Here is a 13166-nt window from a genome sequence, read left to right as displayed (position 1 = left end):
GAGGCGTAATCGGGAATTCGGTGCATTCTGCGACTTAGGCGCGGGAAACGTATCTGCCTTCGCGCGTATCGATCGTAAGCACGTCGCCTTCGTTGATGAACAGCGGAACTTGGACGTTAAAGCCGGTTTCCAGCTTCGCGTTCTTCGTAGCGCCCGTCGCGGTGTTGCCCTTGATGCCGGGCTCTGTTTCCACGACTTTAAGATCGACGCTGTTCGGAATGGAAATGCCGATCAGCTCGCCCTGGTAGCTGGAGATGTTAACAGTCATGTTCTCGAGCAGGAAGTTGATCTCCCACTCCAGCTGCGACTTGGACAGCTCGAACTGATCGAACGTCTCATTGTCCATGAATGTGTACTCGTTGCCCGAATTGTACAGGTATTGCACCGCACGGTTTTCAACATGGGCGCGAACGACGCTTTCGCCTGCGCGGAACGTCTTCTCTACGACGTTGCCGTTGCGGAGGTTTTTGAGCTTGGAGCGCACGAACGCGGCGCCTTTGCCCGGTTTAACGTGCTGGAAGTCAACGACGGTGCACGGAGCCCCGTCCAGTTCGATGGTCAAGCCTGTTTTAAAATCGTTGACAGAAATCACTTCGATACTCCTCCTGTAGAGACACTGCTCTTGATTAGTCCAACTCGATCAACTGCTTGGGCGAGCTTGTCAGAACGCGGATTCCGCGTTCGGTCATCACGACGTCGTCCTCGATCCGAACCCCGCCGAAGCCGGGAAGATAGATGCCCGGCTCAACCGTCACGACCATTCCGGGGGTCAGCACGACATCGCCGGTAAGCGACAGCCTAGGCAATTCGTGAATCTCCAATCCGATTCCGTGTCCCGTACTATGACCGAAATATTCCCCATAACCATAACGTGCGATGATATCTCTCGTCAAGGCGTCGGCTTCTTTTCCGGTCATCCCCGGGCGCAGGTGATCGAGCGCGTGCTGCTGCGCTTCCCGTACGATCGCATAAATCTCTTTGTGCTTATCGCTCGCTTTGCCGACGACAACCGTACGAGTAAGATCCGAGCAGTAGCCCTTGTAGTACGCGCCGAAATCGAGCGTTACGAATTCCCCTGTCCCGATGATCTTGTCGCTGGCCACTCCGTGCGGCAGAGCCGAACGTTCGCCGGAAGCGACGATCGTATCGAAGGACGAGCTTGCCGCGCCTTGAGATCGCATGAACATTTCCATCTCCAGGGCGATCGACCGCTCGGCGACGCCAGGCTTCAAATAAGCGAGAATATGATCGAAGGTCCGGTCCGCCAAATCGGCCGCTTCTTGCAAGATAGCCAGCTCGGCCTCGTCTTTCGTCATCCTCAGCTTCTCTGCGATGCCATTCGACTGCAGCAGCTTCGCCGGTCGGAAAGCCTCTTCCATTTTCAGATAAGCCGAATACGTAACGTCTTGCTCCTCGATCAGCAGCTTCTCCGTATTCCAATCCTTCAACAGCCCGGCGATCGTCGCGTTCATGTCGGCGCCGTGCTTCACGATATCGAAGCCTTGCGCCTGCTCCGCCGCCTGTTCGGTGTAGCGGAAATCGGTGATAAACGCGGCCTTGTCGGTCGAAATGAGCGCCGCGCCGGATGTCCCGGTAAAGCCGGTCAAGTAGCGAACGTTGTGGCGATTGGTGATGAGAATCGCCTGGGCTTCCGTTCGGGCGATTGCTTCGCGCAAACGGGCGACCCTCTGATTAGGCATTCGTTATCCCTCCCCGGATGTGACGGCATAACGCTTGAAGTCCCAGCTCGTAGCTGTCCGCTCCGAATCCGGCGATCTGGCCGAGCGCCGCAGCAGCCGTCACCGAAGTATGGCGGAAGGCTTCGCGTTTATGAATGTTCGAGAGATGAACCTCGATGGCGGGAAGCCCGACGGATGAGAGCCCGTCCCTTAGCGCATAGCTCGTATGCGTCAGCGCGCCCGGATTGATCAGAATACCGTCGTGCTTGCCGTAGGCGGCATGAATTTCGTCCAGCAGAGCCCCTTCGTGATTCGACTGAAAGAAGCTTAACTCCACGCCCAGAGATTCGCCCAGCTTTCGCAGCCGCTTCTCGATCTCCGCCAGCGTTACGGCGCCGTAGATGTCCGGCTCGCGAATGCCGAGCATGTTCAAGTTCGGACCGTTCAGTACCAATATGCTTGCCATTGTCCCGCTCCTCCCGCTCGCAGCCGTCGCCGTCCAACCGGTTGACTGGATCGGCCGGGGCCGACGGGCCAAGTACATCAGACATTGTAACATATCTGCGGCTTCCAAGAAAACGGGGGATTACAGTTTTTTCCGACTTTTCTGGTCAGGAGGACGGCTGCGGAGAGCCTTGCGTCTTCTTGGGAGACGGCTCTCGCGCGGCTTCGTCATGAAGCTCGAAAGAGATGCTGTATCCAATAAACAAGCCCCAAAGCAGGAACAGGCAGAAATCGGTTGCAATGCTATCCCAGCCGATTAGGTTAAGCGGCGGCAGAGCTCCGACCAAGGGCCCGGCCCATGCGTATACGAGCGCCCACCAGACCGCTCCGAAAGCAAGGCCCGGCCAAGGCCCCGTCAGCTTGCCCAGCAGCGCTACGTAGAGGACCGCCGCCAGTATCGACATCGCGATAAACGCGCCAAGTCCGCCCAACTGCCAATAAAACCCGCCAAGCCAAGCGCGCGGAACGAACGGATCAAGCAAAAAAGCCTGCGATACTTTCGTAAAATGGAGTCCCGTTGCCAACCAGCGGAGCAATCCCCAGATCAGTCCGGCGAAAAAACCGATCTTCAGACTGTACAAGACCGGCCTTGTCGGAGCCGGGTCGTTCCTACCCGTCATGCGATCCCATCCTTCGCGTCATATTGCGGATTCCCGGTATAGTATAGCCCCGTCTACTTCCCGCTACTCCGTGCCGGGACGAGCTTTCCCCATTCCCAGTGGCTTTCTATTCCCCGATCCTGTAAAATAGAATTACTTGGGGCGCAGCTTCGTACGCTTCCAGAGTTATTCGCAAAGCAGGTGACCCGTCATGTCAAAACCATCTACCTCGATCTATGGAGGACAGGCCGTCATAGAAGGCGTCATGTTCGCCGGCAAGCATGTCCATGTGACTGCGGTTCGCCGCAAGGATCAGCAAATTACCTTTCTCGAGGTGCCCAAGAAGCCCACACCCGTCCTCAACAAGATTAAGAAAATTCCGTTCGTGCGCGGCATCGTCGGCATTGTCGAATCGGCGGCCAAAGGCTCTCAGCATTTGACCTATTCCGCCGAAGCCTACGCAGAAGACGAGACCGGGCCGGAAGAAGCGGCCAAGCAGAAGGAAAAAGAGAAAGATCAGCGTTGGAACTTGACGATGATTCTGGGCGTTGCCGTTGTCGGCATCCTGTCCTTCGTCGTCGGCAAGCTCATCTTCACTGTCGTTCCGGCTTTCGTGGAAGGACTGATCTTCAGCCAAGCTTTTGAGAATAAAATTATGCATAACCTGCTTGAAGGCGTCATTAAAATCATCCTGTTGCTCGCCTATCTATGGTTCATTTCGCAAACTCCAATGATCAAGCGACTGTTCCAATATCACGGCGCCGAGCACAAGGTCATCAGCGCTTACGAGGCGGGATCGGAACTTACGGTCGAGAAAGTTCAGAAGTTCAGCCGGCTTCACTACAGATGCGGCAGCAGCTTCATCATTTTCACCGTCATCGTCGGCGTCATTATTTATTCCTTCTTTACGTGGGACACGATGGCCGAACGTATTATCCAACGCATCCTGCTGCTCCCGCTCGTGCTTGGCGTCTCTTACGAAGTACTGAGATGGACGAATGCGCTTCGGGACATTCCGGTTTTGAAGTGGCTGGGAGCCCCCGGTTTGTGGCTGCAGCTTCTGACGACCAAGGAGCCTAACGACGAGCAGGTAGCGGTCTCCATCGCTTCGTTCAACCGGATGAGAGAGCTCGACGCAGAGATTTCCACCCCTCGCGTTGCGCTTGCGAAGCAAGCTTGATTCTGCTGTTCGCCAGTCAAGATCATTGAGGTATCCTGAGGAGGATGCGCATGAGAAATCGAATTCAACCCTGGTTTGCCGTCGTGCTCGCATTTATGGCGATCGGAGTGATCACGACTTTACTGCAGGGCTCCGTCGATTCGTGGGCAATTCCGCTGGGACTCGCGGCAATCGTGTTTCTGCTGTACAAATTTCCGCCGGATAGATGGAGGAAGCTGTTTCAGAAGAAACAACCGCCCTCCAAGAGACCGCGTCCGGATTTTCGCAGCGCCGCCTCTAAGTCGGAACGAAGACGCGCCTCTCCGTTCACCGTCATCGAAGGCCGGAAAAACCGGGATGACGAACCTCCGCGCTATCACTAAACAGATAAAGGGGCTGTTCGATCGGCCGGAACCCGTGCGGGATCCAGTGCCGATCGAGCAGCCCCTTTGTCTTACCCTCCAACCTATCTAACAAACTCTGACGCGCAACTTACTTCGTTTTGGATATCGTCACCTTCAGCATTCCCAGCTTGCGATCCCAGCTTTGAAAAAACTTTTCCCCCGCATCCAGTCCTGAACGGTACAACGCCTCGCTTTTCTCCGGAGACAAATTGAACTGCGTACCTCCGACGCCCAAGGTGGGAATTTTAATCGTGCGGATCGCTTTGTTCTTCTCAATATATCTTTCATCGTGCGCGCTGAGCATCGTTTCGAATATCGCCTGAAACATCGAAACCGGACCGTTGATTCGATGAGGATGCGCATCGGAGCGCCCGACCATTTGGAAGCCGATCACCGGAACGGCCGGATCGGACGAAGTGTCGTGCTGAAACAACCACAGCGGAAAATTGCTTAATAAGCCTCCGTCGACGACATAGGAAGACTTCGAAAGCGCCGCCTGTTTTTGACGCTCCTTAAACGGTTGACGCAAAATAACCGGATCGAAAAAATACGGAATGCTCGTGCTCATCCGCACCGCTCTGGCGACGGAGAATAGCTCCGGCGCGACGCCGTACTGCGCAATGTCGCCGGGAAGAACGAGAAGTCTGCCGTTCGTAATATCCGAAGCGATAATCCGCAGCTTGCCGTCCGGCAGGTCGCTGAACGTCCGAACGCCTTTGGCCTCGAGCAGCTCCGCGATCCAGAGCTCCAGCCACTTGCCGGAATAGAGTCCTTTGCGTAGGAAGAGACGGACTGCGGGGAAGACGCTTTTCTTCAGAAGAGAGCTAATAGGCGTGCGTTCGATCGCCGCCTTCATTTCGGCGGCCGTATAACCGGCAGCCAGAAGCGCGGCGACAATGCTTCCCGACGACGCGCCTGCGACCCGATTAAAAACGACGTTGTGCCGCTCCGCCGCGCAAACCGCGCCTACTAACGATATTCCCCTTACGCCTCCGCCTTCGAATACCGCATTTACTCGGGTCGTCTCCAACTGCCCCGCCTCCTCGCGGACTTCGCGCCTGTTCGGCCTTACCTTCCAGCCCTCGCTTTCATTCCTATGCGTTCGGAGACCTCCCTAATACAGCAACACGCCGACTTCCGCGCATTCAAAAAGCAGCCGAGCCTCGTGCGGGCATGGCTGCTTGGCTGAATCTTCGTAACTTTCGCTTACTCGCTGTCCATCTCGGACCTAATCTTGACCAGATCCTCCACTCGGGACGGATCGCGGTTAAAAAATTCCACAAGGGACTCGATGCATGTAATGGAATCCCAGCTCAAATGGTGCTCGATCCCTTCCACGTCGGCGTAAATTTTATCCTCCTGGACTCCGATAATCGACAGGAACGTCTCCAGAAGGTGATGGCGGTCGACGAGTCTCTTGCCGATCTTCTTACCCTTGTTGGTCAACACAAGGCCCCTGTATTTCTCGTAAATCAAATAATTATCCTTATCCAGCTTCTGAATCATCTTCGTCACCGAGGATGGATGCACTTCCAAGCCTTCGGCAATATCGGAGACGCGGGCGTAGCCCTTCTCGTCGATCAAGCGGTAAATCTTCTCCAAATAATCTTCCATACTTGGGGTAGGCAACGCTAGTCCCCCTTTCCTTCCATATCATACACCGTTTGACGCAAACCGAGCAAGTCCGAACTCGTTTCCCGGCAGGGAAAGTATTAAGCTGCCTTGCGCATTGCATAATAAACCGATCGAATCGTTCCGACAGAAACGGAGGTTATAAGATGCCCTCAACCGATACCCCTTCCCGCCGTACCAAAGAAACCGCCCTGTTCGTGCCCGAGCTCGTTTACTTCGAGCCGGCGGCGCTCGAATACCCGAAAGGACAACGCATTCTCGACTGGGTCAAGGAGCGCGGATTGCCCTACCGCACGACGGCGTCCCACAACCGGATCACGAACCTGCCCGGCGACACGGTGCTGGAGCAGTACAAAACGGCCAAGCGTACGCTGGTCGTCGGTCTCCGCAAAACGCTCAAATTCGACACGTCCAAGCCGTCTGCCGAATATGCCCTGCCCTTGGCGACGGGGTGTATGGGACACTGCCATTATTGCTATTTGCAGACGACGCTGGGAGCCAAGCCCTATATTCGGGTTTACGTGAATACGGAAAACATCTTCGCAGCCGCCAAAACGTACATTGACGAGCGCGCCCCCGAGCTCACCCGATTCGAGGCTGCTTGCACGTCAGATCCCGTCGGGTTGGAGCATCTGACCGGCTCGCTGGCGGAAACGATCGAATTCATGGCCGATCAGCCGTTAGGCAGACTCCGTTTCGTAACCAAATATCACCATATTGATTCGCTGCTTCCCTTGCGGCACAACGGCCATACGCGCATCCGCTTCAGCGTCAACGCGGATTACGTCATCCGCAACTTTGAGCCGGGAACCTCCCGTTTTCATGAACGGATTGAGGCCGCCGGCCGGATCGGCAAGGCGGGTTATCCGCTCGGCTTTATCGTCGCGCCGATTATTTGGTACGAGGGCTGGCCCGAGGGCTACGCCGAACTGTTCGACAAGCTTGCGAAGGAGCTGCCGGCCGAAGCGACGAAAGACTTGACTTTCGAGCTTATTCAGCACCGCTTCACCAAGACGGCCAAGACGGTCATCGAGAAGAGATACCCGAAGTCCAAGCTGGAGATGGACGAGGCGAAACGCAAAAAAAAGTGGGGACGCTGGGGACAACACAAATATGTGTACCCCGACGAACAAGCCGAAGCGCTCCGCGAATGGATCACGGAGCGCATCTTCGAGCATTTTCCCCAAGCTCGGATCGAATACTTCACATAATATCGAACAGCCATTTGGGGGTAATGCTCTGCAGCCAAATCGTAATTTGCGTCATTTTGTCGGTGAACAGCAATACGCCCATCACGATCATCAGCACGCCGCCGATTTTCATAAGCATGTTCGAATATTTCAGAATCCATCTGGCCGTGCCGAGGAAGAAAGCCAGAACGAAAAACGGCAGGGCGAAACCAAGAGAATACGCCGTCGTCAGTCCGACCCAGGTTCCGGGATTGCTGGCGGCCAGCAGCAAGATCGAGCCGAGAATCGGACCGACGCAGGGCGACCAGCCGGCGGAGAAGCCGATTCCGAAGACGAACGAGCCCAAGTAGCCGCCGGGCTTCCATTTCATATTCAGCTTCCGTTCCTTCATCAGCAGCTGCGGCTGAAAAATCCCCATAAGAAATAAGCCCATCAGCACAATGAAGATGGCTGAAACTTTACGAATCGTATCCTGATAATCCCGGAAAGCATCGGTAAACGCGTTGGCGCCGTATGCCAGCGCGAAGAACACGACGGAAAAGCCAAGGATGAAAAAAAACGTATGGGTCATCGTCTTCATTCGCATGCTCCGGCTCGTATCCGTCTTAATCTGATTGACGGATACGCCGGTTATGTAAGATAGATACGCCGGGTAGAGCGGCAGGCAGCACGGCGAGATAAATGAGGCCAAGCCGGCGGCGAAGGCGATTCCGACGTTTAAGTCCGCCATTGCGTATATCCCCTCCTGAACCTAGGTTCTAATTAACTTCGTTGAAGCCACCGACACCGCCAGAATGCCGATAAGCAGCAGCACGATCGTTCCTCCCGGAGCAAGGTTGGCGACGCCGGCGATCCACAGCCCGGCAAGCACTGCCGCTTCACCGATGATTACGACAATAATGACGGCTTGCTTAAAGCTGCGCGACAGCGCCAGACTGCAGGCGGCCGGAATCGTCAGCAATGCGGATACGAGCAGCGCGCCGACAATCTTGATTGCCGCGCTGATGACAAGAGCGGTTAATATACTTAGCATAATATTAAAATACTTCATAGGCAAACCGCTCACCGCCGCCGCGTCTTCGTCGAACGTCAGCAGGAACAACTCTTTCTTATGAATGAGCACCATCGATAGCACGATAACCGTCACGCCCATAATGACATAAATGTCCGTATAATCAAGCGTGTAGATACTTCCGAATAAATACGAGGTTACGCTAAGATTAAACCCTTTCCCCATCGTAAACAGCAGCGAGGCGAGCGCGATTCCTCCCGACATAATGATGGCGATCGACAGCTCCGCATAAGTCCGGTACATCTTGCGTAGCATTTCGATCCCGAACGAGGCGGCAATCGCAAACAGCAGCCCTACCGCGACCGGGTATACGTTTATCAAGAAGCCGAGCGCGACACCCGCAATGCTAACATGGGCCAGCGTGTCCCCGATCATGGCCAAGCGCCTGAGCACGAGAAACAGCCCCATCAGCGGAGCGGTTATCGCGATCAAGGCGCCTCCGATCAAAGCCCTCTGGAAAAATTCAGCCGATAAAAGTTCCAATCCCGGTTACCCTTCTTTCCGCAACGAGTGCAGCAAATCCGTCCCCTGGCAATCTTCCAGGTCATGGGAGTGACGCACGTAGAAGCTGAGCTTGCCGCTTCTTTCCTTCGGTTCCTCGCCCAAATAGGAGCGAACCATGTCCATATCGTGCGACACCATCAGGAACGTAATATTGTGTCTTTGGTGCATATGCTTGATCATCTGGAAAAAGTTCTGCTGCGTCTCGACATCGATGCCGGTAAGCGGCTCGTCCAAAATAAGCAGCTTCGGATTGTTGATCAGCGCACGCGCCAGAAACACCCTCTGCTGCTGTCCGCCCGATAACGCGCCGATCCGCTTGTTGCCAAGTTCCTCGATCTTCATCGCTCTCAACGCATCTTCGCAGCGGGCGACGTCTTCCTTGGTTACGCGGCGGAACAGCTTCTTTCTGCCGTAAAGTCCGGACAACACGACTTCCTTAACCGTAGCGGGAAACAACGGGTTAAAATGACTTCGTTGGGGAACGTAGCCGATCAGGTTCCAGTCCTTAAATCGAGCCGCAGGCGTTCCGAACAGCGAGACTGCGCCCTTATGCGGACGGGTCAGGCCGACGATCATCCTTAGCAGCGTTGTTTTGCCCGCTCCGTTGGAGCCGATCAGTCCGACGAAATCGCGCTCCATAATGCGGAAGTTCACATCCTGCAAAATCGGCTGGTTGTCGTACGAGAACGATACCCCGCTTAGATTGACGATCTCGCGGTGACAACCAGTTTGCGCCATGCTTGCCGCTGCTTCCATGCGCAGCCCCTCCTTCCTGCTTGTATCCATCTCTTTATGTTAGATTACTGCAGCGCCTTCTGCAAGTTTTTCAGATTGCGCTCCATCAGCGTAAAGTAATTGTCTCCCGCTTTTTCCTGCTCCGGGGTGAGACCCTCCAGCGGATTAAGCACAAGCGTATCCACCTTCGCCTCTCTGGCCAACGTATCGGCAAGCTGTTCGGATACAAGCTCCTCAAAGAAAATGTACGGAATGCCGTTATCCTTCACGAACTTGGCGATTTCCAGCAAATCCTGCGCTCTTGGCTCCGCCTCTGGGGACAGCCCCATAATGGCAATCTGGTTCAGCTGGTAATCCCGGCACAGATATCCGAATGCTTGGTGCGAGACGACGATGTCGCGACGCTTGTATCCGGCCAACTCCTGAGTGAATATATCGTCCAGCTCGCGCAGCTGTTTCTCCAGATTGGAATAGTTGCTCTCATACGCCGCTGCGTTCTCCGGATCCACCTTCACAAACGCGTCGCGAATGTTGGCTGCCATCACCAGCGCCGAGCGAGGGCTGGTCCATGTGTGCGGATCGACGTCCAGATCGGAGTGGCTGTGCTCGGCATCCTCGCCCTCATGATCGTGGTCCGTTTCTTCTCCCTCGTGACTGTGTTCGGCCTCCGTACCCGTTGCGTCCGTTTGCTCGCCTTCGTGCTTATGCCCGTGCTCCGGGTTGCCCTGGATCAGCTCGATTCCTTGACTTGCCTCCACCGTCAGCACCTGACTGCCCGATCCGAGCCCCTTCAGAAAGCCGTCGACCCAGCCTTCCAGGCCCGCACCGTTATAAAGAAATAGCTGCGCCTTAGAGGCGGCGTCCAGATCGCGACTCTTCGGCGTCCATTCATGCGGCTCGACTCCTGCTGCGATTAGATTCACGACGTGGGCGTGCTCTCCGCCAATCTCTTTCGCAAAGAAATACAGCGGGTAAAAGCTCGTAACCACATTGACCTTGCCTTCCTCCTGCGTATAGGTATCGTCCTTGCCGCACCCGGCCAAAAGCGCTACGGAAACGCTCAACGCTATGATCAATGTTAGCTGAAAAGATAATTTCTTCATGATAGACCCCTTAATCGTAATCGTTTTTATTAACAGATCCGATTATAGGCCGCTATCCGCCCTCTGTCAACTTTATATTTCTCGTAGAATTGACCAGCGTCTTTCAGAACAGGATCGCCAATTTTACGCTGAACCTGGAAAAAAAGCATCGCCCCTTCTCTGTAGCTCGCTCCAGGAGCGGATAAGGGTTCGATGCTTCTTTCTGAACTGCCCTATTCGTCTCAATCGCTCATCAGACGACTCGATAGACGACTCGTTTCGAGTCCTACTTAACGATCGCGCCGTTCGGCATGCCGTCCGGCACCGTCGCCAGCGTCAGTTGATCGTCCTTCGACGCGGCGAGGATCATGCCCTGGGACATCTCGCCTCTCAGCTTAACGGGCTTCAGGTTGGTTACGCAGATCACTTTGCGGCCGATAAGCTCTTCCGGCTTGTAGAACTTGGCGATGCCGGATACGACCTGGCGCCGCTCGAAGCCTAAGTCTAGCTGCAGCTTAAGCAGTTTGTCGGCCTTCGGAACCGGTTCGCAGGCGACCACCTGCGCGACCCGCAGCTCGACTTTCATAAAATCGTCGATCGTAATTTCCGGCGCAAGCTCCGGAGCCTCCTCCGTTTCCGCCTTCGCGGGAACTGCAGCCTCCGCGTTTTCGTCCGCGCTCACCGCAGCCGCAGCTCCGCCCATTGAGCCGGAAATCCATGCAACCTCTTCCGCCAGATCCAGACGCGGGAATATCGGATCGCCTTTGCTGATCTTCGTGCCGGCCAGCTGTGCCCCGAACTTGCGAATGCTCTCCCATTCGGTCAGCCCGCCTTCCGTCAAACCGAGCTGTTGCCAGATGAGACGAGGCGTATTCGTCAGGAACGGCTGAATCAAAATCGACACGACCCGCAGGCTTTCCGCCAAATGCCCCATGACAGAAGCGAGCGCCGCCCGATCGGCCTCCTCTTTCGCCAGCGTCCAAGGCTTCGTCTCGTCGATGTACTTGTTCGTCCGCCCGACCAACGTCCAGATCGCGGACAGCGCTACCGAGAACTCCATGTTCTCCATCGCCGCCTCTACCTTTTCCACTGCAGACAGCACCGTGCGCTCCAAATCTCCATCAAATTCCGTTACGCCAAGCTCGAATTGCGGAACCTCGCCGCCAAAATACTTGTCGATCATCGCCACTGTTCGATTAAGCAGGTTGCCCAAATCGTTGGCGAGATCGTAGTTGATCCGCTCCACGAAATTTTCCGGCGTAAACGCTCCATCCGCTCCGAAAGGCACTTCCCGCAGCAAGTAGTAACGCACGGCATCCAAACCGAAATGATCGATCAGCTTCACCGGGTCGACGACGTTGCCCTTAGATTTGGACATTTTGCCGTCCTTCATAAGCAGCCAGCCGTGGGCAAACACCTTCTTCGGCAGCGGCACGCCAAGCGCCATCAGCATAATCGGCCAATAAATCGTATGGAATCGAACGATTTCCTTGCCCACCAAGTGAACGTCGGCCGGCCAATACTTCCGGTAGGCCTCATCCGTATCCGTCCCGTAGCCGAGCGCGGTAATATAATTGGACAGCGCGTCGATCCAGACGTAAATGACATGCTTCGAATCTCCAGGAACAGGGATGCCCCAGTTAAACGTCGTCCGCGACACGGCCAAATCTTCCAACCCGGGCTTGATGAAGTTGTTGATCATCTCCGTCTTCCGCGACTCCGGCTGGATGAAGTCCGGGTGATCCTCGTAATGTTGAAGCAGGCGGTCGGCGTATTTGCTCATCCGGAAGAAGTAGCTCTCTTCCTTGACCAACTCCACCGGATGGCCGCTGTCGGGGCTTTTGCCGCCTACGACAACGCCGTCGGCATTTCTCTCCACGTCGACCAGTTGCGACTCCGTATAATACGTTTCGTCCGGAATGCTGTACCAGCCTTCGTACTCGCCCTTATAGATATCCCCCTGCTCCAGCAGCTTCGCAAAAATATCCTGTACGACCTTCGTATGACGAGGCTCCGTCGTGCGAATGAAATCGTCGTTGGAAATTTCCAGCTTCCTCCACAAATCCTGGATGCCCACGACGATATCGTCGACGAATTGCTGCGGCGTTTTGCCCGCTTCCTGCGCTTTCCTTTCGATCTTCTGCCCGTGCTCGTCGGTTCCGGTCAAATAGCGAACGTCGTAGCCGCGCAGCCTTTTGTAGCGAGCCATCGCATCGCCCGCCACCGTCGTATACGCATGCCCGATATGCAGCTTGTCGCTCGGATAATAAATCGGCGTCGTAATGTAAAACGTTTGTTTGTTGTCGGTCATCCCACTCGTCTCCTTTACGTTTAAAAAACATAAAGCTCCCGTCCGTATGGGACGAGAGCTGCGCTCACGCGGTACCACCCAAATTCCTCCCGCGAAAAAAATCCCCCGCGAAAGCTCATTAAGCCGATCTTTAACGCTGATCTCCGCGTCGCCCTCTTACCGATGCGGCTGAGTGCCGCGCCCTGCTCGAAAGCAATTCCTCCAGGACCATCTTCCAAGGTCGCCCTATGCCGGTTCGCAGCTTCTCCGGCTCTCTGCGATAGATCGCGATTCCTTGTACTTATCCCTTCATTGG

Annotated in this window: 14 protein-coding genes; 3 read left to right on the top strand and 11 right to left on the bottom strand. The window is 55.3% G+C overall.

Annotation, left to right across the window (positions count from 1 at the left end; translation table 11 throughout):
* Positions 1 to 34 precede the first annotated feature (34 nt).
* The 4 genes from efp to J4772_RS10160 all read right to left on the bottom strand — a co-directional run bounded on the left by efp (position 35) and on the right by J4772_RS10160 (position 2803).
* On the bottom strand, positions 35 to 592 hold the full coding sequence (efp, locus tag J4772_RS10175) for an elongation factor P (RefSeq protein WP_116058864.1): 558 nt from the start codon (positions 590 to 592) through the stop codon (positions 35 to 37).
* A gap of 34 nt (positions 593 to 626) precedes the next feature.
* Positions 627 to 1700: a M24 family metallopeptidase gene (locus J4772_RS10170; protein ID WP_116058863.1), complete on the bottom strand. Its 1074-nt coding sequence runs from the start codon at positions 1698 to 1700 to the stop codon at positions 627 to 629.
* Entirely contained in the window at positions 1693 to 2145 is a 453-nt protein-coding gene (aroQ, locus tag J4772_RS10165) for a type II 3-dehydroquinate dehydratase (protein ID WP_116058862.1), read from the bottom strand. Before aroQ ends, J4772_RS10170 begins: the two co-directional genes overlap by 8 nt.
* Positions 2146 to 2290: 145 nt before the next feature.
* A complete protein-coding gene (locus J4772_RS10160) occupies positions 2291 to 2803 on the bottom strand; it encodes a YqhR family membrane protein (RefSeq protein ID WP_116058861.1) in 513 nt (170 codons plus the stop codon).
* Between the two features lie 190 nt (positions 2804 to 2993).
* Between J4772_RS10160 and J4772_RS10155 the strand changes: the two genes are divergently transcribed.
* Together J4772_RS10155 and J4772_RS10150 are read left to right on the top strand one after the other, a co-directional pair.
* A complete protein-coding gene (locus J4772_RS10155; protein ID WP_116058860.1) occupies positions 2994 to 3962 on the top strand; it encodes a DUF1385 domain-containing protein in 969 nt (322 codons plus the stop codon).
* 50 nt (positions 3963 to 4012) lie between these two features.
* Positions 4013 to 4324: a hypothetical protein gene (locus J4772_RS10150; protein ID WP_209075130.1), complete on the top strand. Its 312-nt coding sequence runs from the start codon at positions 4013 to 4015 to the stop codon at positions 4322 to 4324.
* 109 nt (positions 4325 to 4433) lie between these two features.
* On the opposite strand, the gene J4772_RS10145 is transcribed toward J4772_RS10150, so the two are convergent.
* Both J4772_RS10145 and mntR read right to left on the bottom strand, forming a co-directional pair.
* Positions 4434 to 5375, bottom strand: coding sequence for a patatin-like phospholipase family protein (locus tag J4772_RS10145; protein WP_209075129.1), 942 nt, complete (start codon positions 5373 to 5375; stop codon positions 4434 to 4436).
* A gap of 176 nt (positions 5376 to 5551) precedes the next feature.
* A complete protein-coding gene (gene mntR, locus J4772_RS10140) occupies positions 5552 to 5974 on the bottom strand; it encodes a transcriptional regulator MntR (protein ID WP_116058857.1) in 423 nt (140 codons plus the stop codon).
* 149 nt (positions 5975 to 6123) lie between these two features.
* On the opposite strand from mntR, the gene splB reads away from it, so the two are divergent.
* Positions 6124 to 7188: a spore photoproduct lyase gene (gene splB / locus J4772_RS10135; RefSeq protein WP_209075128.1), complete on the top strand. Its 1065-nt coding sequence runs from the start codon at positions 6124 to 6126 to the stop codon at positions 7186 to 7188.
* Here the strand turns inward: splB and J4772_RS10130 are convergent.
* From J4772_RS10130 to metG, 5 genes are all read right to left on the bottom strand, one after another.
* Entirely contained in the window at positions 7181 to 7897 is a 717-nt protein-coding gene (locus J4772_RS10130) for a cytochrome c biogenesis CcdA family protein (RefSeq protein ID WP_116058855.1), read from the bottom strand. The genes splB and J4772_RS10130 overlap by 8 nt on opposite strands.
* Before the next feature lie 21 nt (positions 7898 to 7918).
* Positions 7919 to 8722, bottom strand: a complete 804-nt coding sequence (locus J4772_RS10125; protein ID WP_209075127.1) for a metal ABC transporter permease — start codon at positions 8720 to 8722, stop codon at positions 7919 to 7921.
* 6 nt (positions 8723 to 8728) lie between these two features.
* Positions 8729 to 9499, bottom strand: coding sequence for a metal ABC transporter ATP-binding protein (locus J4772_RS10120; protein WP_209075126.1), 771 nt, complete (start codon positions 9497 to 9499; stop codon positions 8729 to 8731).
* Between the two features lie 44 nt (positions 9500 to 9543).
* A complete protein-coding gene (locus tag J4772_RS10115; protein WP_209075125.1) occupies positions 9544 to 10581 on the bottom strand; it encodes a metal ABC transporter substrate-binding protein in 1038 nt (345 codons plus the stop codon).
* Positions 10582 to 10846: 265 nt separating this feature from the next.
* Positions 10847 to 12871, bottom strand: coding sequence for a methionine--tRNA ligase (gene metG, locus J4772_RS10110; protein ID WP_209075124.1), 2025 nt, complete (start codon positions 12869 to 12871; stop codon positions 10847 to 10849).
* Positions 12872 to 13166: the final 295 nt, after the last annotated feature.

It is taken from the genome of Cohnella sp. LGH, assembly GCF_017671885.1.
Classification (GTDB): domain Bacteria; phylum Bacillota; class Bacilli; order Paenibacillales; family Paenibacillaceae; genus Cohnella; species Cohnella phaseoli.
This window is presented reverse-complemented; position numbering and strand designations above follow the sequence as displayed.